Consider the following 20904-nt stretch of genomic DNA (forward strand, 5'->3'; position numbering starts at 1 on the left):
GGTCCCCCACCGGTGGAGCGGCGGGGAACTGCTCACCCTCACCGGACGTACCACCGCCCGTTGGACCGTCCCTCGACCACGGCCGTCCGCTGCCGGCTCGCCGCGGTGGCCCCGCCCGTCGCGGCCAGGTGACCGGCGGGCCCGCTCGCCGGCGGTGTCGGCGAGCGGGCCCGGTGCGCTTCCGGCGTGCGGGGTGCGGGGTGTGGCGTCAGGAGAGGGTGTCGGCGAGCTTGAGGTAGCCGCGCTGGACGATCCACTTCTGGTTGGGGTTGGTGGCGGAGCACTGGTAGATGATCGCGGCGTCGCCGTTGTTGCGGTAGCTGCCGGAGTCCAGGCACATCTCCCGGCCGGTGCCGACGGTGTCCTTGACGACGAACTGCCCGTCGCGCACGATCCACCGCTGGTTGGGATGGTCGAGGCAGCCCCAGAGGCGGACCTTGTCGCCGTTGTCGCGGCCGTTGCCCGTGTCCAGGCACACCGGGGCGCCCGAGCCGATCGTGTCGTCGACCTTCACGTGGTTGTCGTCGACCGTGAACCGCTGGTTGGTGTGGGCGAGGCACTGCCAGACGCGGACCTGGCCGCCGTTGGTACGGGTGTTCCCGGCGTCCAGGCAGACGCCCCGGGTGTCCTGGGCCGTGGGCGCGAAGACCGGCGAGTTCCACCGGAGGTTGTCGGAGGGGTTCGCGGCGTCCTTGTAGAGGTAGGCGGGGACGCGGGCGGCGCTCCTGTCGCCGCCGCTGTCCAGGACGTAGCCGGTCGCGACGTTCCTGATCTGCTTGGTGGCGGGGTTGTAGTCCCACTTCAGGTTGGCCGACGGGTCGTTGTTGTTGTCCTTGAAGAGGTACGCGGGCACGCGGGCCGCGCTCTGGTCGCCGCCGCTGTCCAGGACGTAGCCGGTCGCGACGTTGCGGATCTTCTTGCTGTCCGGGTCGTACGTGAACTTGAGGTTGTCGGACGGGTTCGCGGCGTCCTTGTAGAGGTAGGCGGGGACGCGGGTGGCACTCTTGTCGCCGCCGCTGTCCAGGACGTAGCCGGTGGCCACGTTGACGATCTGGCCCGGGGCGGAGGGCACGCGCGGCTGCGGCGCGGCGGCGGTGGCGGGCGTGGCGGCGGCGAGGGCGAGCATCGCGGTCGCACCGGCGAAGGCGCCCAGGCGGCGCGGGAGGCGGAGCACAGACATGGAGGTGTCCTCAGAACAGGTCAGGGAGGTGTGTCGGCACGGCGGTACGCCCGTTCGGCGGACCCGCCGGTCGCGCCACATCCTGGCCGCCGGTGATCGAGGCCGGATACATACTGTCGCTGGTTCTCACCCGTCCGGAGTAGCCGGATAGCGCATCCGAGCGAGTCGTATGACGATCAGTCAGGACGTTGCGATCCGCCGCCCGCCGGTCCGAAGTGCGGTGTTCAGGCGGCGCGTTGGCCGTGGAGGAGGACGGGGAGGGTGCGGCCGGCGAGGGCTTCGGCGGCGCGGGCGGCCTGGGAGGGGGCCATGACGTCCGGCAGGTCCGGGGCGGGGACGAAGCGGGCGCCGAGCAGTCCGCTGCGGTGCCGGGGCGGGACGGTGATCCGGGCGGTGCCGGGGACGGTGCCGCCGTCGAAGACGAGGTTCAGGCGTTCCAGGTAGCGGTCGGCGGGGCGGGCGGTGAGGTGGAGAGTCCTGGAAACGGGCGGGACTTTGATGCTGATGTACTTCCAGGCCAAGCACACGGCCTTGGTTCCGGGCTTTCCCGAGTACGCCAACTACGAGGCGAGCGCGGAGAGGATCAAGCTCTTCGAGATCAACGTCATCCCCGGACTGTTGCAAACCCGGCCGTACGCAGTCGCTTGGGAGCAGGGCAACCTCCGTCGAGGCACCGTCACGCCGGAGCAGGCGCACGAGCGGATCGAGTTCCTGCTTGCCCGGCAGCACATCTATGACCGCACGCCACCCCGCTCTTGCACGCGGTGATCGACGAGAGCTGCCTCAGGCGGCCCATCGGCGGCCGAGACGTCATGGTCGAGCAGTTGCTCCACCTCGAAGAAATGGCTACTCGACCCAACATCATCATCCAGGTGGCGCCGTACTCGCTGGGCGAGAACCGGCCGTTTACCCGGCTGGTGCACCTCCTTGCCATGCCTGACCGCAAAACGCTTTCTTACGGCGAGACTGAGCAGCGCGGCTACCTCGATCGGGATCCTGACGCGATCACAAAGCTGACCAACGACTACGATCGCCTGGTGGTCGAGGCCTTGGGCCGGACCGAATCGGTAGCCATGATCCGTGCGGTACGGAGGGACTTTGAATGGATGTCGACCTGACTAGCGCCCACTGGCGGAAGAGCTCGCATAGCGGCAGTGGTGGTACGTGTGTGGAGGTCGCCGACGGCTTCGCCGACCTCATGCCCGTGCGCGACTCCAAGGACCCCAGCGGCCCGGCCCTCCTCTTCCCCTCCTCGGCCTGGCAGGCCTTCGTCACCGCCATCCGCACCGGTGAATTCGACACCCGGTAGCCCTACTTCACCTCGGAGTGGGAAGTCGACCCCATCGACTTCCCACTCCAAAAGGCCCGTTCAGGAGGCAACCCCATGGACCCCGCCCGCATCACCATCTGGCGCAAGAGCTCATACAGCGGCAGCGGCGGCCAGTGCATCGAGGTGGCCGACGGCATCCCCGGCCTCATGCCCGTGCGCGACTCCAAGGACCCCGACGGCCCGGCCCTCGCCTTCCTCTCCCCCTCCTGGCAGGCCTTCGTCACCGCCGTCCGGGCCGGCGAATTCGACGGCCGGTAGCCCGGCTTCACACCCCGCCGCCCCTCCCCCGGGGCGGCGGCGCACAGCAGCCCCGCCGACGCCGGCGCCTGCCTCCGGACGCTGCTGCCGGCCATGACCGCCCACCGCGTGGCCAGTTGCCCGCAGGGCCTGCTCGGCTGCTACGCCGACACCGTCCGCGACCGCCTCGGAGTGGACGAGGGGAGGCTGCTCGTGGGTGCCTCCTTCGGCTACGCCGACGAGAACGCGCCGGTGCACCGGGTCGCGACAGGACCGGCGGCCCTGGAGACAACCACCACGTTCCACGCCCAGGGACAATGCCACTGACTTCGCAACCTTCCGCAGCCCCCTGGCCACGGCATCGCAGCAGGTCAGCGGCTCGCGATCGCTGTCGAGTCAGTGACATTGCACCCGGGGAGCGCTTGGAACCCGACCCGAGGCCAAGAATCCGGCATATCGTCTTGGGATGGTGCAAAGTTCCGCGAAAGATGTAGACGGCTACCTGGCTGAGGTGCCCGACGAGCGTAGAGACGTGCTGGTCGAGCTGCGACAGCTGTGCCGACAGGAACTGGCGGGTTTCACGGAGCTCATGGCCTACGGCATGCCCGCTTATGAGCGGGACGGTGTCGTCGAGATCGCCTTCGCCGGCCAGAAGCAGTACATCTCCTTCTATCTGATGCGCAGTGATGTACGTGAGGCGTTCGCCGAACGGTTGGCGGGGCAGGACATGGGCAAGGGGTGTCTGCGGTTCCGCAAGCCGCAGGCGATCGACTTCGGTCTGCTGCGGGACCTGTTGCGAGCCACTGCGGCACGGCCGGGCACGGTCTGCTGACGCCGGCGGCCACCGAGGGAGCGGCGGCAGGTCTTCGACGGGATCCGGTGGCGGGCCAGGACCCGATCCCCGTGGCGGGACGTCCCCGACACTTCCCAGTGCTGTGAGCACGTGGGTTCACCGGATTGCCTGGTCAGGTGACGAGGGCGCAGACAGGCGTGCGGGGCCCTGGCCCGGACGGTGTGGTTGCGGTGGTTCGAGTCGGCGGCGGTGAACACGGCAGTCCCGCCGCCGTTCCGGCGCGAGGGGCCGGCGGCTTCCGGCGGGAGGGCGGCTTCCGGCCGCGGCGGTCAGGCCCCGCGCGGCCTCACATCCGGGATCTCAGCACGTCGACCTCGCAGCCCGGTGCGAACGGGTCGAAGCCGTGCCCGGCCAGCCAGCGGACCACCAGCAGGCTCCGCAACGACCACCACGCGCGGATCACGTCCAGGTCGACGTCGGCGCCGTAGCCGGCGATGACGTCGCCGAGGTGCTCCTCGTGCCCGAGCGTGAACGTGGCGAGGTCGTACAGGGCATCACCCCGGCCCGCCTCGGACCAGTCGATGATGCCCGTGACCTCGTCGCCGTCGACGAAGACGTGCGCGATCTGCAGGTCGCCGTGCGTGAACGCCGGAGTCCACGGCCGGAGTGCGGCCTCGGCGACCCGGCGGTTGCGGGCGACCAGGCCGGCGGGCAGGACGCCGTCCGTCACGAGCGACCCGCACTCCTCGTCGAGTTCCGCCGCCAGCGCGGCGATGCTCCGGCCTGCCCGTCCGGGCCGGGGCGGCAGCGGCGCGTCGTGCAGCCGGCGGATGGCGGCACCCGCCGCGGCCCACGCCGCCGGCGACCCGGTCGACGGCCCGCCGAGGCTCCCGAGCGTCGTCCCCGCGAGTGCGGTGATCGCGAGCACGGGCGGCCTGCGCCACAGGACCTCCGGGGTCGGGACCGGCGCCAGGGACATCGCCTCGACCTCGGCGTCGACGCGCGCCTGATCGGCGTCCACCTTCAGGAACACGTCGCCGACGCGCAGAGTCACGCGCTCGCAATGGGCGACGACGACCTCGACCTCATCCATGGGCACCCACTATCCCGGGGACGACCGGCCTCCGTCACCGGGTTTCTCACCTGCGATGACGTAACCGACCCCGTCCCGCCGCCCGGGCCGAGCCCACCACGGGTACCGGAACTCCCGGCCCCGGACCGGCCGTTCGCCCCGACGGCCCGGCACCCGGTGGATCGGGGCGCCGTCGGGTCGGGGCGCCGTCGGGTCGGGCATCGCCCTCTCCCCCCACACCGGCGCGGACATCCGCCACCGGGCGCAGCGGTCGGGGGTGCGGGTTCGAGGAAGAGGTCGATGAGTCGGCCGGGGACGGGTTGTCGGCCGGGGCCCGCGCCGGGTCGGGCGGGCGCCGGCGGCGGACGCACCGCCGTCGGTGGCGGGCCTGTGGCGGGCCTGTGGCGGCGCCGGCGCAGGGCGGCCTGACGGTACGTCTGCCCGCGGTAGCGGCCGGGGCGGGCGGAGCCGGGCCCGCTGGTGTGTGGGCGGGGGCCGGTGCACAGGGCGGCGGCGGTGGGCGGCCGAACGGCAGGTCGCCCGGCGGTACCGGGCCGGCCGCCCCGTGAGGTTCGGAGCGCGCGCCCGGCCCGCCTCCGGGCGGCTTCGGCGGCTCCCGGTACTGCGGTGACCGTCCGTTCGCGACCGGCCGGTTCCGGTGACCGGCCGGTCGCGAACGGAGCCTCCTGGGGGTGCGGGCGCCGGGCACGGAGCCGGCCGGCGGCCGGCCGTCAGGCGCGCTGGAGCTCGTAGACGTCCGGGTAGTTGCTCTGGACGATCTGGCTGCCGGCGCTCGCCAGCCACTTGCCGGAGTGCTGCCCCTTGAGGGTGAACAGGTTCGTGCCGGCGAAGGTCGTCTTCACGAACTGCTGCTCGGTGGGGATGTGGTCGCTGAAGCAGCCGGTGGTGATGATCCAGGCCCCGGCGCTCGTGGAGTTCTGGTCGACGGCGAGGCACCAGTGGCGCCAGGCGTCCTGGAAGACCACTGTTTCGGTGCCGTCGGACTCGGGCCGGTGGCAGTAGATCCACTTCTGGTTGGGCTCGCCGTTCCAGAAGTAGTGGATGACCGAGCCGTGGTTCCCGGGCGAGAGGGCGACGGTGAGGAAGGTTTCGGGGTTGGCGGTGGGGGCCTTGATGCGGTAGGTGCTGTCGCAGGTGAATTCGCCCCAGGTGGTGGTGAGGGCGGCCGGGGCCGGGGCGGGCGCCGCCACGGCCGTCGGGGCGGCGGTGAACAGGAGGGCGACGGCGACGGCGGTGCCGAGCTCGGTCACCCGGTGCCGGGCGCCGTGGCGGGAGCGGTGCTGAAAGGACATCGTGAACTCGCTTTCACAACTGAGGGGTTGGCGGCGAATCGGTGGACGGTCAGCAGCTGAGCTTCAGACGGGCGGCGGCCCGCAGGGTGCCGGCCGGCTCGGGCGAGGCGCAGGAGACGGTGCCCTTCTCGGAATTGCCGAAGGTGGTGAAAGTGCCGCCGTCGGAGGTGGATTTGATCCAGATGCCGGTGCCCGGGCCGGTGCGGGCGCAGATGTACCGGGCCCATTCGCCGGTCACCTTCTGGAAGCCGCGGTAGCGGCCGTAGTAGCCGGGGAGGCTGAAGTTCACGGGCTCGGTGAGGGGTGGGATCCGGGTGCTCGACTTGGTGTCGGCCACCGCGAAGCCGACCTTGGCGCCGACATTGGCGAAGAGCGCCTGGTACTCGGCGCCCATCTCCGTGCTGCCGTTGACCGCGGTGTTCACGACAGCGGTCTCGGTCAGCGTGGTGTTGTACTGGCCGGTGGTCCCGGGGGTGACGTTGACCGCCGCGAACTCGGTGACGACCGGCTCGGTCCGGGCCGAGACGACGTCCTCCCAGGTGCGGTTCCCGTCCGGGTTGCAGATGGTGCTCGGCGGGTCGGCGTGGGCGGGTGCGGCGGCGAGTCCGAGGCCGGCGACCGCGCACAGTGCGGCGAGGCCCGAGGTGAGGGCGGCGCGTCGCTTGCGCAAAGCCATGAGGGTGCTCCTCCGGTCGAATGGGATGCGAACGGATCAGTGACTCGTGCATGTCATTTCTGTGGACAGGGGAATCCTCGCTCCCGGGACGGGACGACCGCTATCCGTGCTTTCCAGGGGGTGGTGGTGCACGTCGTATGCGCCTGGGGCGAGAGCCGTCCGTGACGTAGCGCACGCCGGTGCCGGGCGGGGCAGGCCGGAGCACCGGATGGCGTGACCGGTCCGAGGTGAGCGCCCGGGCCGTGGCTCCCGGCGGTACGTTCTCCCTGTCCCCGTACGGCGGTTCCGAGGGAGGGTGCGGCATGACGGACAGGCCCGCGGACGCCGGCCGCGAGGTGTTCGTCCGCCTCGGCGGGCGCGGGTTCGCCTACCGGGACTTCGGCGGCGGCGGGCCGGTGGTGCCGGCGCTGCACGGGCACTTCGGGCGGGGCCGGATCTTCGCCCCACCGGCCGCCGCGCTCGCCGGGCGCCGGCGGATCGTCGCCCTGGACCAGCGCGGGCACGGACTGTCCGACAACGGGGGCGGGTTCACCCCGGGCACTACACGGCGGACGCGGCGGCGTTCCTCGACGCGCTGGGCCTGGCACCCGCCGCCGTCCTCGGCCACTCGATGGGCGGCGCCGTCGCCTTCCACCTCGCCCGGCGGCGTCCCGGCCTCGTCCCGGCGCTCGTGGTCGCCGACATGACGACGCTCAACCGGGAGCCCGAGACCCGCCCCGTGCTGGACGTGACGGGCCGGCCCCGCCGCGTGCCGTCGCGCGGCGCGCTGCGGGAGGCACTGGAGGAACGCGGTGTCCCGGCCGGCTACTTCCTGGACAGCGCGGCGGAGTTCGAGGACGGCTGGGGGTTCCTCTTCGACGCCGGCGACATGGCGGCCTCCCAGGAGAACCTGACCGGGGACTTCACCGAGGTGCGGAACGCCTCCGCCCAGCCGGCGCTGCTCCTGCGGGCCGCCCGCAGCTTCCTCCTCACCCCCGCCACCGCACGGCGGATGGCCTCCGAGCGGGCGAACACCCGCCTGGTGGAGATCCCGGACTGCGGGCACTGGATCCCCACGGACGCGCCCGGCGCCCTCGCCCGCCACGTCGGCGCCTTCCTCGACGGCCTCTCCCCGGCGCCCTGAACACCCGGCGCCCTGAACACCCCCGGCCGGGCGTGGGGCACGGCGGTCACCAGATCCGCACGCCGCCGCCGACGCGCGCGGCCCGGCGGGCGGCGTCGAGGATGTTGTCCAGCCGGGCGGCGATCTGCCCGGCCCGCCCGGGCGGGTCCATGCGGGCGGCGAGGGACTCGGCGCTGCCCAGCAGCAGCAGGACCTCCTCGGTGAACTCGGCCACCTCGGCCGGGGCGACGTCCAGGTCGCCCTCGGCCAGCCGGGGCAGGAAGCGCGCGCCCAGCGAGCGGACCGCCGGCGACCCCCAGAGCGTGGAACGCCGGCGCTCGAATCCCGCGAGGTCCGACGAGCCCTCGGGGACGTCCAGGAGGCGGCACCCGCCGCTCTCGTCGGTGACGAACACATCGGCCGGCAGACTCATCCGGGAAGCGGATCACTCCCCCGCCCCGGCGGTCCACACCACCCCCCCCCCGGGCCCGGAGGAAAGACCCCGGAACCCCCTGTCCGACTGCCGGGCGGGCGGCGATACTGGGCCGCATGGGGTTCCTCATCTTCCTGACGCTGCCGGGCCTGGTACTGCTGCTCACCGCGCTGGCGGTGGTCGACCAGGTGCTGCTGCGGGCCGGCCGCGCCGGACTGCTGCCCTGGCGCACCGGCGCCCGGCAGGGGCAGGTCTCCGCGACCGGCTTCGAACAGCTGCACGCCGGCTTCTCCGCGGGCAAGCAGCACGAGCTCAAGGAGCGGCAGTCGGCGCTGATGCTGCGCGACGACGAGGAGGACGGCGCCCCGCCGAACCGCACCGGGGTGGACCTGGTGCGCGGCTCCGCGGTGATCCGGCTGCCCAAGGCCTCCTGACCGTCCGGCGTTTCGGCGCCGCACCGCGCCGGGCCGGGGACCGCGCCGGGCCGCCGGCGGGACCGGTTCCGGCGCCCGGTCAGCCGCGGTGGAGGGTGAGCGTGTAGAACTGCGCCCCGGCGGGGTCCGCGGTGGCGCCGTAGTCGTAGCCGGCCGACGAGGCGGTGAGGCCGGCGGCTTCGGCCTGGGCGAGGAGGTCGGACTCGCGGCGGGGGCGGATCCGGTCGCGCGTGGTGAACTCCTCGCGCAGGCGCCCGCGGTCGTCGTGCAGGCGGTAGCGGCGCTCGATCCGGTGGCACCCGTCGTCGAGCACCGTGATCCTCTTGTCCCGGGCGAGGAGCCCGTGGGCGTACGGGCGCCGGTAGTCCGGACGGAACTCCTCGTGGTGCCGGACGGGCCGGGGGACGAAGCCGTCGAGGACGAGGACGCCGTCGGGCGCGAGCAGGCCGCGGGCGCTGTCCAGGAAGCCGCGCAGTTCACCCGGCGTCGTGAGGTAGGTGACGAGCGAGTACGGCGCCAGGACGGTGCTGAAGGGCCCGCGCAGGGCGAGGCGTTGGAGGCTCATCCGGGCGACCCGGGCCGTCAGGTCCAGCGCGGCCGCGTCGCGGCGCAGGCGGCGCAGCATCGGCATGGACAGGTCGATGCCGACGGCGTCCGCGCCGTCCTGGAGGAGCGGGAGCAGGATGCGCCCGGTGCCGCAGCCGAGTTCGAGGGTGGGGCCGCCGCGGCGTCGGCACAGGTCCCGGTACCAGCCGATGTCGTCGTGGGGCATGCTGCGGCCCATGTCCTCGGCGTAGATGTCGGCGATCAGGTCGTAGGACCAGGGGTGCGGCTGGGCGTTCACGGCGGTGTCGCTTCCTGCTGGGAGGGGTCAGACGAGGTCGCCCGGCGTGGCGTGCGGCGGCGGTTCGGTGCTGCGGGCCCGGTGCCGGGAGTGCGCCTGGTGCCAGGAGAGTGCCTGTTCGGCGAACATGGCGCTCCAGACGTTGAGTTGCCGTGGCCGGGCGGCCGGGTCGAAGGGGATGGCGCCGTCGGCGCGGACCCTGGCGGCGAGTGCGGCGGCCGTCCGGTCGAGGCCGGGTTCGTGGGGGTGCAGGAGCAGGCCGAGGCGCAGGGCCTGGGCCATGACGTCGCTGCGGCGGACGGTGGCCGTGTCGAGTGATTCGGGCAGGGTGCCGGCCTGGTCGCTTCGGGCGAGGAGCCGTGTCAGGACGGCGGTGGCCGCGGCCCGGTCGGCGCCGGGTGAGGCGAGGTGGCCCTCCAGGAAGTACAGGGTGGGGTGCAGCGGGTGGTCGAAGGCCCGGGCGGGGTCGGGGCGGTGGCGGGTCAGGTGGCGGGCGCAGGCCAGGGCGAGGGGTGGTGGCAGCGGGACGAGGGCCGCGGCGTCGAGGACGCGGGCGGCGGCCTTGGTGAGGAAGGGTCCGCCGCGGGTGGACCAGCGGGGTGGGGGCGGGGCCGCTCCGGGCTCGGTGCGCAGCGGGCGCAGTGTTCCGTCGTGGTCGACGAAGCCGGCGAGGGCGGTCAGCAGGGCGTGCAGGGTTCGTTCGGGTGGGTCCAGCAGTGCGGCGCGGGTGGCCGCGGTGAGGCCGCCGACGAGCATGGCGAGGTCGAAGAAGAACTGGGCGTCGTTGCGCCAGTCCCGGGTGGCGTCGTCGTGGAGGTGGATGCGGGTCGGTGGCAGCGGGCCGGTGGTGTAGCGGCGTTCGACCCATGCGGCGGCGGCGTGGGCCGCGGGTCGGCGGCGCGGGTCGGGCGGCAGGTGGGGGGAGGCGAGCCAGTGCAGGTAGTAGCCGGTGATCTCGCCGTAGACGTAGGCGGCGCGGCCGTCGGGTGCGAGTGCGCCGGCGACCGCTCCGTGTTCGCGGCCGTGGCGTTGCTGGGCGGGTCCGTCGAGGAGCCATTCGCGCAGGGCGCCGGCGGCGTCGGTCATGGGGTGGCCTCCCGGGCGGGTTGGCGGGGGCCGGGGGTCCTGGGCCGGCCGCGGATGACGTGGGCGAGCCGCCGGGCGATCCGTTCTCCGGCGCGGCCGTCCCCGAAGGGGGCGGTGCGGTCGAATGCCTGGGGGCGGGGTCTCGGGGCGGCGAGCAGTTCGTGTGCGGCGTCGAGGACCGCCTGCGGGTGGGCCGGGACCAGCCGGGTGGTGCCGGTGCCGAGGGCTTCGGGGCGTTCGGTGTTCTCGCGGGCCACGAGGACGGGGACGCCCAGGTACGGTGCCTCCTCCTGGATGCCGCCCGAGTCGGTGACCACCAGGGCGGCGCGGGCCAGCGCGTGGACGAACACCGGGTAGGGCAGTGAGTCGGTGAGGGTGATGCGCGGGTGGCCGGCGAACCGGCGTTGCAGGCGCGCCCGGACGGCGGGGTTGGGGTGCTGGGGGCACAGGACGTGCAGGTCCGTGCGGGAGCGCAGGAGTTCGAGGACGGCGTGGCAGAGCGGGTCGAGGCGTCGCCCGACGTTCTCGCGGCGGTGGATGGTCACCACGACCAGGGGGGCGCGGGGTGGCAGGAGTTCGCGCAGGGCGTGGGGGGCGGGGCGGGCGAGTGTCTCGCGCAGGACGTCGATGATGGTGTTGCCGACGGTCTCGACGCTCGTGCCGGTGATGCCTTCCCGGCGGAGGTTGGCGGTGGCCTCGGCGGTGGGGGCGAAGTGCAGGTCGGCCAGGGCGGCGACGCGGCGGCGGAACAGTTCCTCCGGGAAGGGGCGTAGCGGGTGGGCGGTGCGCAGCCCCGCCTCGACGTGGGTGAGCGGCACGGCGGCGGCGTGTGCGGCGAGGGCCCCGGCGTAGGTGGTGGAGGTGTCGCCGTGGACGACCAGCAGTCGGGGTGCCAGGCGGCGGATCGCCTCGTGGGCGGCTTCGCGCAGGCCTCGTACGGTGGCGGCCAGTGAGCCGGAGCCGCGGGAGGGGGCGAGGACTTCGGTGGGGGCGAGGCCGAAGGGTGCGAGCGCGGCGGCCACCATGCCGGGGTGCTGGCCGCTGTCGAGGAGGGCCGTCTCCAGGCCGAGTCGTGGCAGCGCCCGCAGCAGGGGGATCAGTTTGAGTGCCTCGGGTCTGGTCCCGGCGAGCAGCACGACGGGCCCGTTCGGGGGGTGTGGGTGGGGCGGGTCGGAGGTCACGGTGGTGTTCTCTTCCCCGGGGTGTGGCGGCGCGAACCTGACGGCTGATGTTTCGTCAGTTTTGTTCGGTGGGGCGGCCGTGCCGGGTCTGGCGTCCTAGAGTCCGCCGCCGCAGCCCCCGCAGCCGCCGCAGCCCGATCCGCCGCAGGCGCCGCCCAGGCCGACGCCGTCGCTGCCCGAGCCGGAGCCGGTGCGGGAGCGGGCGGCGGTGCGGGCGGTCTTGCGGGCGTGGGAGGCCTCCCGGCAGATCCGCAGGTCGTGGAGGGCCGGCAGGGCGCTCAGCCCGCCGGTGGCCACGGCCTCGATCCCGTACCCGGGGCGGTCGTCCGCGCGGGCGGCGGCCAGCACCCGGGCGCCGGGGGCGGTGGTGCGGCGCACGGCGGGCCGCGCCTTGCGGTTGATCACCAGGGCGGCCGCGGTCAGGGCGGCGAAGGCCGGCGGCGCGATGCCCCAGTGCTCGCCCCACAGGAACGCCCACACCGTCGCGACCACGCCCGTCACGGCCACCGCGGCGGCCACCAGCGGCATCCACACCGCGAACTCCCGTACCCGGCGCAGCAGTTTCTCGTCGTCGACGAGTCCCTGGGCCGCCAGCCGCCCGCGCAGTGCCCTCGCCTCCGGGGAGCGGTCGAACTCCGCGGCCAGGTCCCCGAGGTCGCGGGTGCGGGTGGGCAGGAGTGCGAGCAGGTCGAGGACCGCCGTCTCGAAGCCGTCCCCGGTGGGCCGGCCGGTGGTGGCGGTGACCTCGCCCGAGCGGGAGGCGGCCAGCAGGCCGCGCTCGTGCATCCGCGCGAACGTCAGGTCCGCCAGGGTCCCGGCCAGGCAGGCGAGTTCGGTGAGGTCGAGGTCGAAGTCCCGTTGCTCCGCGAGCCGTTCGGCCCGGTGCAGGTCCGCCAGCAGGGCGCGGCAGCGGTGCCGGGCCCAGGCCAGGCCCGCGGCCGTCCCCAGCAGGAGGACCAGCAGTACCCCCATGACGGCCCCCTCCCCCGCGACCTGTGCCGCGTCAGCCCAGTGTGGGGATGCCGGGCCGCCTGGACAAGCAACAAATCCGTTACGGGCAGCGGGAGTTCGCCCGCGCCGCGGACGACCGGAGTGTCCGGTTCACCCGCGCGCGGCAGAGCCGGAAGCTAGAGTCGCGGCCATGACAGCCCGCCGCCGGGGGCGTTCGCGCACCCGGCGGCGGCAGCACCCGGCCCGCCTGTACCACCGCACCACCGGTCCCGCCCGGCGCGTTCGGCTGCTCCACCGGTACGGCCGGCGCCGCGGCGGGCCGCCATGTCGCCGATCAGGGAAGGAAGCCCGTGTCATGACCGTCCGTACCGTCCGCACCGTCCGTACCGGCCGCCGCCGAACGGCCGCCGCCGCCGTCGCCGCCGCGCTCACCGCCGGGGCGCTGCTGGCAGCCCCCGCCGCCGCCACACCATCCGCCACCCCCGCCGTGCCCGCCGTGCCCGCCGTGCCCGCAGCCGGGGCGGGGGCGGGGGCGGGGGCCACGCTGCCCATGACGGTGCTGTCGACCGGCCTGCCCGACAAGCCGTACAGCGATCCGACCGGGCTCAACAACGCCGGCGTCGTCGTCGGCTACGCCTGGGCGTCCGGGCAGGGCGGCACGTCGAGCGCGATCCGCTGGAACGCGGACCGCTCGCCCGCCGTCCTGCCCCCGCTGCCCGGCGAGGACAACGCGCAGGCCCTGGGGGTGAACGACGCCGGGACCGTCATCGGCACCTCCTGGCCCGCACCCCGGAGCCGGACGGAGGCGACGGCCGTGCGCTGGTCCGCCGGCGGCACGCCCACCGCCCTGGCGCCGCTGCCCGGCGACACCTACAGCAGGCCCGTCGCGATCAGCGCGAGCGGGATCGTGGCCGGCGTCTCCTCCCACGGCGGCGAGGACCACGCCGTCGCCTGGCACCCGGACGGCACCGCCGTCGCCCTGGCCCCGCTGCCCGGCGACACCCGCAGCGAGGCCTTCGACGTCAACAGCGCCGGCTTCGCGGTCGGCGTCTGCGCCACGGGCGGCGCCGGGGAGCCGCACGCCGTCCTCTGGAGCCCCGACGGCACCGCGGCCGCGTTCGTCACCGACCCGGGCGCCGTCCGCAGCTGGGCGCGCAGGATCAACGACGCCGGCGCGGTGGTCGGCTGGGCCGACCTGCCGGAACCGGGCCTGGGGAGCCTGCGGCACGGCCTGCTGCGCTCGGCCGGCGGCGTCCTGCACGACCTGGGCCCGTCCACCTACCCCGATGCGCTCAACAGCTCGGGTGAGGCCGTGGGCGACTACCAGCCGGACCCGCAGGTCCCGCGCAACCACGCCGCGCGGTGGAGCCCGCAGGGCGTCCTGACCGCGCTCGACCCGGCCCCGCCGGGCGGCCGGACGACCGCCACGGACATCAACGACTCCGGCACCGCGGTCGGCTACGCCTGGGACGGCATCCCCTCCCGGCAGTACCAGTCGGGCCGGATCTGGGCCCGCGGCGGCGCCGCCGCCGAGAACCTCGACCCGACCGGTGCCACCAACAGCGCCCGCCTGGTGAACAACAGCGGCCTGGTCGTCGGCCTGTGGCTGCCCCGGGGTGCGGGCGACCTCTACCCGTACCACGTGGCCGCCGTCTGGCGGCCCTGACCGCTCGCACCCGTCCGCACCGGACCGCACCGGACCGCACCCGTCCGCACCGGGCCGTAGCCGTACCGGGCCGCACCCGTCCGCACCGGGCCGTAGCCGTACCGGGCCGCCGCCGGCGGGCAGGGCGGCGGCCCGCGGCGGTCCGGTGCGCGCGGGCTACGTGGCGCAGGTGAGGTCGCGGGCGGGCAGCCGGCCGGTGGCCAGGTAGGCGTTGACGGTGGTGTCGACGCACGCGTTGCCGTACACCGCGTAGTCGGCGTGCTGGGCCGCGCCCGCCAGGGTGAGCAGCCGGGAGCTCGGCAGCAGGGCGTGCAGGGCGGCGGCGCCGGTGTAGGGGGTGCGGGGGTCGCCGGTGGCGGCGACGATCAGGGCCGGGACGTCGCGGCGGACCTCGGTGGGCTCCTCGCGGGGGCGGTCCCAGAAGGCGCAGGGGGTGATGTTCTCGGTCATCGGGCCGAACAGGGGGTGGGCGGCGCGGGCGGCTTCGATGTCGCGCCAGTACTGCTCGGGGTCGCGCGGGGCGGGGGCGTCGCCGCACAGGATCGCGGTCTGCGCGCTGGCGCCGGGCGAGCCGGCCGGGGTGAAGCCGGTGCGCAGGAGGGCGGCGACGGCGGGCGGCAGCGCGGTGGGGCGGCCTTCGGCGGCCCGGGCGAGCAGGGACACCTGCTCGGCCAGCGCGGCGTGCGCCCCGTCGGTGTCGCTGCCGAGTGCGGTGAAGACCAGGGCGGGGACCTGGCTGTCGTCCAGGCGGAAGGTGTCGGGGCCGGTGCCCAGGGTGAGCGGGGTGCGGGCGGCGGCGGCGAGGACGTCCCCGACGGTGGTGAGGACCCGGGCGCGGGTGCGGCCCAGCGCGTAGGTGTCGTGGCGGGCGGCCGTCCAGTCGGCCCAGCCGTCCAGGGCGCGCTCGTTGGCGTCCTCGGTGCCGCGCATCAGGCGCGGGTTGTAGCGGCGGGGGTCCAGGGCGCTGTCGAGGACCACGCGGTCCTGGCGGCCGGGGAACAGCTGGGTGTAGACCGTGCCCAGGTAGGTGCCGTAGGAGTAGCCGAGGTAGGAGATCCGGCGTTCGCCGAGGGCTGCGCGCACGACGTCGATGTCGCGGGCGGTGTTGCGGGTGGTGACGTGCGGCAGGAGTGCCGCACTGGTGGCGCGGCAGGCGTCCGCGGTGGCCTCGGCCTCGGCCTTCCGGCGTTCGAAGCCGGCCCGGGTGGGGCCGGCCGAGGGCAGGCCCGGGCCGTGGGAGAGGCCGCAGTCCAGCGGGGTGCTGCGGCCCGTGAAGCGCGGGTCCAGGCCGATCAGGTCGTAGCGGGCGCCGCTCTCCCCCATCGCGGGGCGTACCAGCAGGCCCGTGGCGAGACCGCTGTTGCCCGGCCCTCCGGGGTTGATCAGCAGGGAACCGATCCGGTGGCGGGTGTCGGTGGCCTTCAGGCGCGATATCGCGACGGTGATGCTCCGGCCGGCGGGGTCGGTGTGGTCGAGCGGCACGCGCACGTCCGCGCAGCGCGCGCCCGCGGCGTCCAGGGCGCGGCCGTCCGCGTCGTCGGGGCCCTGGGCGCAGCGGTGCCAGTCGAGGCGCTGGTGGTGGTAGCGGTCGAGCCCGCCGGAGGCGGTGGCGGGTGCGGCGGTGGCGGCGGGTGCGGCGGCGAGGCAGGCGGTGAGGGCGAGGGCGAGGGCCGAGGCCCGTCGTAGGGCGGTACGGGGGACGGTACGGGGGGCGATACGGGGGGCGGTCATGCGCTCTCCAGACGGCGGCGGGTCGGCCCCGGGCGGGTCGGCCCCGGGCGGGTCGGGCGTCGGGGCGGGTCGGCCCCGGGCGGGTCGGCCCCGGGCGGGTCGGGCGTCGGGGCGGGTCGGCCCCGGGCGGGTCGAGCCTTTCAGCGCGGCCGGGGACGGTTCGTCGCCCTGTGGCACGAACTGGCGGTACGTCAGCTGCATCAGGGCGGGTCGTCGGTGTACGGCCGGAGCAGCACGGGCCGGGGGCCGGGCGGGGGGCGGGGGCCGCGTTCGGGTTCACCGCGCCGCTGGGGATCGCCGCCGTGCTCGGCGCGGCGGGGCTGCTGCTCGGGTGGGCGGCGGAGCGCGCCGGGCGCCGGGGGTGAGGACGGCGCACCCGGGCCGGCCCGGATGCGGACCGGCCCGGATCGCGGGGCCGTCAGACGGCGGCGAAGCGCCGCTCGCCGCCGTCGGTGAGGACGCGGCCGAAGCGCATGCCGGGGAAGTGCGCGGCGACCAGCAGGTCGTCGGTGCCGGCGGCCTCGTCGGCGATGCGGTTGCGCACCGCGCAGGCCGGCGCCGGGTCGATGTCCCAGACCACCTGCCAGTCACGTTCGCCGAACTGGACCACCGAGTGGACCACGTCGCCCAGCAGCAGCGCGCGGCGCCCTCCGGAGGAGAGCACGTACACGGTCGTGCCGGGGGTGTGGCCGGGCAGGTGGAGCGCGTCGATGCCCGGCGCGAGGGTGAAGTCGGCGTCGAACAGCTCCAGTTGGCCTTCGACGGGGGTGAGCTCGGCGACGGCCCCGGGGGGTGCGGGTGAGCGTGCCCACCCGCCCTGCCGCACCCCCTTGGCGGCGGCGCTCAGGAGCCGAGGTCCAGGACGCGCACCGGCTCTCCCTTCCAGCGGGCGGGGTCCGCGGTGGCGACGAACGCCCCGTCGGGGCGTTCGGGTGTGGGGGCCGCGGCGTGGCGGACGTGGGCCTGGGCCCACGTGGTGTCGGCGGCCAGCGCGAGGGTGGCGGCGAGGTCCAGGTCGAGCACGGTGAGGGCCGGCAGGGCGGCCAGGTGCTCGGCTGTGCCCGGGCGTTCGCGGTCCGCCTCCACCAGGGCACAGGCCGGGGCGTAGAGGTACCAGCCCGGCTCGGCGTGGGCGCGGTGGATGAGGCGGGAGACCAGCAGGTTGCCGCGGCCCGCGGCGAGCATGGCGGTGTCGTCCAGGACGACGTGTACGGCGTTGTTCACCGGCCGGCCGCCTCGGACAGGCGGCGGTCGAGTTCGGCGTCCAGGCCGGCGGTGCGGGTGGCGTCCGGGTCGTAGCCGTTCCACTCCTCCAGCACACCGCGGGCCGTTTCGGCCCGTTCGGCCCGTTCGGCCGGGGTGAGCAGGTCCTGGGCCAGGCGGGAGAGGTAGGCCCGCAGGGACAGGTGCTCGCCTGCGGCGATCTCGGCCAGGCGGTCTCGCGCCTCGGCGGGGATGCGGATGTTCGCGTCGGCCATCTCGGCTCCTTCCGTTGCCCTCAGGATACGGGTACGCACCCGTATCCGTCACGGTTTCGGCGGCCGGCGGGCGGGCCCCGCCGTCCCCCGTGCCCGGGGGGGCGGCGGGGCCTTCCCACCACCCCTCGCCAGGTGGTCGGCTGGGCCGTGCCCGGGTCAGACGGCGGCCGGGGCGGGGGCCGTGGGGGCGGGGCGGGTGAGGCGGTCGTCGGTGAAGGCGAGGGCGCGCAGGTGGTAGGGGCGGGCGGCGTGGCCCAGGGAGAGGTTGTGGCCGGCGCGGCGGGCGGTGGCGAGGCGGGCCAGGCCCGGGGGGAAGGCGGCGGTCAGGGCGGCGCGGGAGGCGTCGTCCAGGCGCCACCAGTGCTCGTGGTCGGCCGGGGTCAGGCGCACCGGTACCCGTACGCGCGCGGCGAGCGCGCTGTAGCGGGCGGGCCAGGTGGCCAGTTCGCGGGATTCGAGGGCGGGCACGGGGGTGAGCAGGGTGCGGGCGGCGTGGAAGGTGCCGGGCGGGTAGAGGGCGAGGGGGCCCCGGTGGAGGCGGCCGCCGCCGGCGAGGTCGTCGGAGCACTGGCCGGCGGCGCTCACGCGGTCGCCCGGCAGCCGGCCGCGGGCGCGCTGGCGAACCCGCGCGGGGCGTTCCTGCCCGGCCACGAGGGCGCGTGGGCACAGGGGGTGCGCGAGCACGTCGAGGAACTGCGGATCAGCGCCCTGGAGACGGCGAGCCTGGGGGCCTGCGCCCTGGGTGAGGAGCACCACGCGCTGCACTGGGCGGACGAGGCGGTGCGCCGCGCGCCGTTCCGGGAGAGCGCCCACCGCTGCCGGATGGAGGCGCTGGCCGCTCCCGGCAACCGGGCGGAGGCGCTGCGCTGTTACCAGCAGCCGCGGCGGGTGCCGGCGGAGGAGCTGGGCATCGACCCGGCCGCCGAGACCCAGCAGCCCACCTCACGCCGCTGCGCACGCCCGTTCCCGCGGCGCCGGCGCCGGTGCGGGCGGCGGCGGTGCGGGCGGCGGCGGCGGTGCGGGCGGTGGATCCGGTGCCGACGGGCATCTTCGAACCCCTGGCGCCGGCCCGTCTCGCCCGTCCCGCCGCCACGCCGGTGCGGGCCGCCTGACCCCGCGTGCCCCGACGGGCCGCCGGCCCGAGGACAACGGCCCCGGCCGCTCCCCGCCCCGCCGGCGCCCCCGCCCGGCGGGGCGCGCCACGCCCGTGCCCGCGCCCCCTGTCCCGGCGGGCGCCCCGTACCCGTGCGGCCCGTACCGCACCGCCCCGGCCGGCCCCCCGGCGCGGGTCGCGGGTCCCCCGCCGGGCCCGCCCCCGGCCCCGTGGCCTGCCGCGACGCCGGCGCCGCGCACGTGCCAGCCGCCGCGCGCCCCCACCCCTACCGGGCGCCGCGCCCCCTGCTCCCGCGCCCGGGGCGGGCTGCGCGGGCCTTGCGGCGGGCGTGGCGGGCAGGTCGGGCATAGTAGCGTCGTGTACGTGAAGTCGCGCGCACGGCGCGGTCTTTGAGCATCGGACGGGGGTCCAGTTGTCGGGAAGGGGTGGTGGGTGTGGGACGGGCACGCGTGGCGGCGCGGGTGATCGTGCACCCTGGTGTGGAGGACGTGAGCGTCCAGCAGGTGCTGGAGGCACTCGCTGATCCGGCCCGCAGGTCGGTGGTGCGCACACTCGCACACTCGGGAGCGGACCTCAGCTGCGGCTCCTTCGACCTTCCGGTGGGGCGTTCGACCTCCAGCCACCACTTCAGCGTCCTGCGCGAGGCGGGGCTGCTGCGCCAGTACTACGTGGGCACCACCAAGATGAACGCGCTGCGCAGCGAGGAGCTGGAAGGGCGTTTCCCCGGACTGCTGGCGGCGGTGGTCGCCGCCGCCGACGCGGAGGCCGGCCAGGGCCGGTCCCTGCCGCGGACGTGACGGGACGCGGCACGGCATGACGGGGCACGGCCGGACGTGACGGGGACGCGACACGGCATGACGGGGACGCGGGCGGGAGCGGCGGGGACGCGGGCGGGAGCGGAGGGGCGCGGCCGGACGTGACGGGGAGGCGGGCGGGCCCCGGGGCGGCGGGCGGGAGCGGCGGGGACGCGGGCGGGAGCGGAGGGGAGGCGGCACGGCATGACGGGGCACGGCCGGGGGTGACGGGGACGCGACACGGCATGACGGGGCACGGCCGGACGTGACGGGGACGCGGGCGGGCCCCGGGGCGGCGGGCGGGGGCGGCGGCGCCGTTGTGCGGACGGGCTCCGGCCGGCCCCGGGGCAGGGCGCCTGCCGGACCCCGCTGCCCGCCGGAGCAGTGGACGCCGGGTCGCCGGGGCGCGGTCGCACGGGAGTTGAGCGCCCGTCAGCGGTCCGCGCCCAGGGCGGGGCGTAGGCTTGCCGCCCGTGATCGACAGTGAGGGTCTGGGCCAGGGGTGGGACGCGACCGGCCGGTGGGTGCACGAGCGGCTCGCGCCCGGTGAGCGGATCGCCCGGGTGAGCGCGCTCCAGGGCGGCTGGACCTCGCGGATGCGCCGCCTGGACATCGAGGGCCCCGCCGGCCGGGCCCCGTACACGCTGGTGCTGCGCTCCCTCGTCACACCGTTCTACCGCCGCCACGCGCCGGGCCTGCTGGCCCGCGAGGCCGGCGTGCTGCGCCTGCTGGAGGACACCGCCGTCCCGGCGGCCCGGCTGCGCGCCGTGGACGCCGAGGGGGCGGTGTGCGAGCACCCGTCGCTGATGATGACGCACCTGCCCGGCCGGGTTCGGCTGGCCGAGGACGGCCGGGAGCGGCGCGCGACACTGCCGGCCGGGCAGCTGGCCACCGTGCACGCCCTGCGGGTGGACGAGGCCCACCGGCCGCGGACCTGGCAGGCATGGACGTCCCCGCGGCGGGTCCGGGTGCCCGACGGCACGGCGCGCGCCGGGCTGTGGGCGCGGGCGGTGGAGGTGATCGCCGGCCCGGAGCCCCCGCACCGGGGGTGTTTCCTGCACCGGGACTTCCACCCCGGCAACGTGCTGTTCACCGGGCAGCACGGGGACCCGGCGATCGGCGGCGTCGTCGACTGGGCGGAGACGTCCTGGGGCCCGCCCGACCTGGACGTCGCCCACTGCTCGACCGCCCTGGCCCTGCTGCACGGGCCCGGGGCCGGCCTGGCGTTCGCCGACCACTACACGGCCGCGGGCGGCGAACTCGCCACCGGCCGCGCCCACCTGTACTGGCGGCTGCTGGACGCCCTCGCCTTCGCCCCGGACGCCGAGAAGGTCGCCGTGCCCCGGCGCGAGCTGGGCCGAGACGACCCGACACCGGCGGTACTGACCGGGCGCCTGGAAAACTACCTGCACGCCCTCTTCGAGCGCTACACCTGACCGCCCGCCCCCCGGGGCCACGCCCGCCCGCCGGACACACCCGCCCGCCGGAC

General features: G+C 75.7%; 25 protein-coding genes and 2 pseudogenes. 12 read left to right on the plus strand and 15 right to left on the minus strand.

Annotation, left to right across the window (positions count from 1 at the left end; translation table 11 throughout):
- Positions 1-208 precede the first annotated feature (208 nt).
- Together ACZ7C5_RS23400 and ACZ7C5_RS23405 are read right to left on the minus strand one after the other, a co-directional pair.
- Complete coding sequence (locus ACZ7C5_RS23400) at positions 209-1180, minus strand: RICIN domain-containing protein (RefSeq protein WP_470323382.1); 972 nt, start codon at positions 1178-1180, stop codon at positions 209-211.
- 224 nt (positions 1181-1404) lie between these two features.
- Positions 1405-1701, minus strand: a complete 297-nt coding sequence (locus tag ACZ7C5_RS23405) for a hypothetical protein (protein ID WP_401090452.1) — start codon at positions 1699-1701, stop codon at positions 1405-1407.
- On the opposite strand from ACZ7C5_RS23405, the pseudogene ACZ7C5_RS23410 reads away from it, so the two are divergent.
- The 5 genes and pseudogenes from ACZ7C5_RS23410 (at position 1685) to ACZ7C5_RS23430 (ending at position 3579) form a co-directional block, all read left to right on the plus strand.
- A pseudogene (locus ACZ7C5_RS23410) lies at positions 1685-2298 on the plus strand (DUF5753 domain-containing protein). The gene ACZ7C5_RS23405 and the pseudogene ACZ7C5_RS23410 sit on opposite strands and share 17 nt — an antisense overlap.
- Entirely contained in the window at positions 2283-2489 is a 207-nt protein-coding gene (locus ACZ7C5_RS23415) for a DUF397 domain-containing protein (protein WP_401090448.1), read from the plus strand. Before ACZ7C5_RS23410 ends, ACZ7C5_RS23415 begins: the two are co-directional and overlap by 16 nt.
- Positions 2490-2564: 75 nt before the next feature.
- Positions 2565-2768 (plus strand): DUF397 domain-containing protein, encoded by a 204-nt coding sequence (locus ACZ7C5_RS23420; protein WP_401090446.1) that lies wholly within the window; start codon positions 2565-2567, stop codon positions 2766-2768.
- A gap of 36 nt (positions 2769-2804) precedes the next feature.
- Positions 2805-3074 (plus strand): annotated as a pseudogene (locus ACZ7C5_RS23425) (nitroreductase family protein); the annotation flags it as partial.
- A gap of 139 nt (positions 3075-3213) precedes the next feature.
- Positions 3214-3579, plus strand: a complete 366-nt coding sequence (locus ACZ7C5_RS23430; RefSeq protein WP_188301210.1) for an iron chaperone — start codon at positions 3214-3216, stop codon at positions 3577-3579.
- Between the two features lie 307 nt (positions 3580-3886).
- On the opposite strand, the gene ACZ7C5_RS23435 is transcribed toward ACZ7C5_RS23430, so the two are convergent.
- The 3 genes from ACZ7C5_RS23435 to ACZ7C5_RS23445 form a co-directional block, all read right to left on the minus strand.
- Positions 3887-4633 (minus strand): phosphotransferase family protein, encoded by a 747-nt coding sequence (locus ACZ7C5_RS23435; RefSeq protein WP_470323383.1) that lies wholly within the window; start codon positions 4631-4633, stop codon positions 3887-3889.
- A gap of 710 nt (positions 4634-5343) precedes the next feature.
- Entirely contained in the window at positions 5344-5925 is a 582-nt protein-coding gene (locus tag ACZ7C5_RS23440; RefSeq protein ID WP_470323384.1) for an RICIN domain-containing protein, read from the minus strand.
- 49 nt (positions 5926-5974) lie between these two features.
- Positions 5975-6601, minus strand: a complete 627-nt coding sequence (locus ACZ7C5_RS23445; protein WP_470323385.1) for a hypothetical protein — start codon at positions 6599-6601, stop codon at positions 5975-5977.
- Positions 6602-6903: 302 nt separating this feature from the next.
- Here ACZ7C5_RS23445 and ACZ7C5_RS23450 point away from each other — a divergent pair, with 302 nt between their 5' ends.
- On the plus strand, positions 6904-7287 hold the full coding sequence (locus ACZ7C5_RS23450; protein WP_470323410.1) for an alpha/beta fold hydrolase: 384 nt from the start codon (positions 6904-6906) through the stop codon (positions 7285-7287).
- Positions 7182-7724: an alpha/beta fold hydrolase gene (locus ACZ7C5_RS23455; protein WP_470323408.1), complete on the plus strand. Its 543-nt coding sequence runs from the start codon at positions 7182-7184 to the stop codon at positions 7722-7724. Before ACZ7C5_RS23450 ends, ACZ7C5_RS23455 begins: the two co-directional genes overlap by 106 nt.
- A 46-nt stretch (positions 7725-7770) precedes the next feature.
- Here the strand turns inward: ACZ7C5_RS23455 and ACZ7C5_RS23460 are convergent, their stop codons facing one another.
- The gene (locus tag ACZ7C5_RS23460) at positions 7771-8136 is read right to left on the minus strand and encodes a hypothetical protein (protein WP_401090439.1); all 366 of its coding nucleotides are present in this window, start codon (positions 8134-8136) and stop codon (positions 7771-7773) included.
- Between the two features lie 116 nt (positions 8137-8252).
- On the opposite strand from ACZ7C5_RS23460, the gene ACZ7C5_RS23465 reads away from it, so the two are divergent.
- The gene (locus ACZ7C5_RS23465) at positions 8253-8570 is read left to right on the plus strand and encodes a DUF6191 domain-containing protein (RefSeq protein WP_401090437.1); all 318 of its coding nucleotides are present in this window, start codon (positions 8253-8255) and stop codon (positions 8568-8570) included.
- Positions 8571-8649: 79 nt separating this feature from the next.
- Here ACZ7C5_RS23465 and ACZ7C5_RS23470 read toward each other — a convergent pair whose 3' ends face one another.
- The 4 genes from ACZ7C5_RS23470 to ACZ7C5_RS23485 form a co-directional block, all read right to left on the minus strand.
- Entirely contained in the window at positions 8650-9414 is a 765-nt protein-coding gene (locus ACZ7C5_RS23470) for a class I SAM-dependent methyltransferase (protein ID WP_401090436.1), read from the minus strand.
- A gap of 27 nt (positions 9415-9441) precedes the next feature.
- Positions 9442-10500: a hypothetical protein gene (locus ACZ7C5_RS23475; RefSeq protein ID WP_401090434.1), complete on the minus strand. Its 1059-nt coding sequence runs from the start codon at positions 10498-10500 to the stop codon at positions 9442-9444.
- On the minus strand, positions 10497-11681 hold the full coding sequence (wecB, locus tag ACZ7C5_RS23480; RefSeq protein WP_401090433.1) for a non-hydrolyzing UDP-N-acetylglucosamine 2-epimerase: 1185 nt from the start codon (positions 11679-11681) through the stop codon (positions 10497-10499). The genes ACZ7C5_RS23475 and wecB overlap by 4 nt, the downstream gene beginning before the upstream one ends.
- Before the next feature lie 96 nt (positions 11682-11777).
- Positions 11778-12653, minus strand: a complete 876-nt coding sequence (locus ACZ7C5_RS23485; RefSeq protein WP_470323386.1) for a TIGR04222 domain-containing membrane protein — start codon at positions 12651-12653, stop codon at positions 11778-11780.
- Between the two features lie 334 nt (positions 12654-12987).
- On the opposite strand from ACZ7C5_RS23485, the gene ACZ7C5_RS23490 reads away from it, so the two are divergent.
- Positions 12988-14298, plus strand: coding sequence for a hypothetical protein (locus ACZ7C5_RS23490; protein WP_470323387.1), 1311 nt, complete (start codon positions 12988-12990; stop codon positions 14296-14298).
- A gap of 156 nt (positions 14299-14454) precedes the next feature.
- Here ACZ7C5_RS23490 and ACZ7C5_RS23495 read toward each other — a convergent pair whose 3' ends face one another.
- The 5 genes from ACZ7C5_RS23495 to ACZ7C5_RS23515 form a co-directional block, all read right to left on the minus strand.
- Positions 14455-16029 carry an alpha/beta hydrolase gene (locus ACZ7C5_RS23495; RefSeq protein ID WP_470323388.1) on the minus strand — a complete coding sequence of 525 codons (1575 nt, stop codon included), beginning with the start codon at positions 16027-16029 and terminating at the stop codon, positions 14455-14457.
- A 418-nt stretch (positions 16030-16447) separates the two neighbouring features.
- Positions 16448-16855: an MBL fold metallo-hydrolase gene (locus tag ACZ7C5_RS23500; RefSeq protein ID WP_470323389.1), complete on the minus strand. Its 408-nt coding sequence runs from the start codon at positions 16853-16855 to the stop codon at positions 16448-16450.
- Between the two features lie 17 nt (positions 16856-16872).
- Entirely contained in the window at positions 16873-17214 is a 342-nt protein-coding gene (locus ACZ7C5_RS23505) for a PIN domain-containing protein (RefSeq protein ID WP_401090711.1), read from the minus strand.
- Between the two features lie 35 nt (positions 17215-17249).
- Positions 17250-17507, minus strand: a complete 258-nt coding sequence (locus ACZ7C5_RS23510; RefSeq protein ID WP_401090423.1) for a hypothetical protein — start codon at positions 17505-17507, stop codon at positions 17250-17252.
- Positions 17508-17663: 156 nt separating this feature from the next.
- A complete protein-coding gene (locus ACZ7C5_RS23515) occupies positions 17664-18092 on the minus strand; it encodes a hypothetical protein (RefSeq protein ID WP_470323390.1) in 429 nt (142 codons plus the stop codon).
- Between ACZ7C5_RS23515 and ACZ7C5_RS23520 the strand changes: the two genes are divergently transcribed.
- The 3 genes from ACZ7C5_RS23520 to ACZ7C5_RS23530 all read left to right on the plus strand — a co-directional run bounded on the left by ACZ7C5_RS23520 (position 18039) and on the right by ACZ7C5_RS23530 (position 20851).
- Positions 18039-18971, plus strand: coding sequence for an AfsR/SARP family transcriptional regulator (locus ACZ7C5_RS23520; protein ID WP_470323391.1), 933 nt, complete (start codon positions 18039-18041; stop codon positions 18969-18971). The genes ACZ7C5_RS23515 and ACZ7C5_RS23520 overlap by 54 nt on opposite strands.
- A gap of 84 nt (positions 18972-19055) precedes the next feature.
- Positions 19056-19418 carry an ArsR/SmtB family transcription factor gene (locus ACZ7C5_RS23525; protein WP_470323392.1) on the plus strand — a complete coding sequence of 121 codons (363 nt, stop codon included), beginning with the start codon at positions 19056-19058 and terminating at the stop codon, positions 19416-19418.
- A gap of 470 nt (positions 19419-19888) precedes the next feature.
- Positions 19889-20851, plus strand: a complete 963-nt coding sequence (locus ACZ7C5_RS23530; RefSeq protein WP_470323393.1) for a phosphotransferase family protein — start codon at positions 19889-19891, stop codon at positions 20849-20851.
- The last annotated feature ends 53 nt before the right edge of the window (positions 20852-20904 follow it).

Source organism: Kitasatospora sp. NPDC036993, from assembly GCF_055607525.1.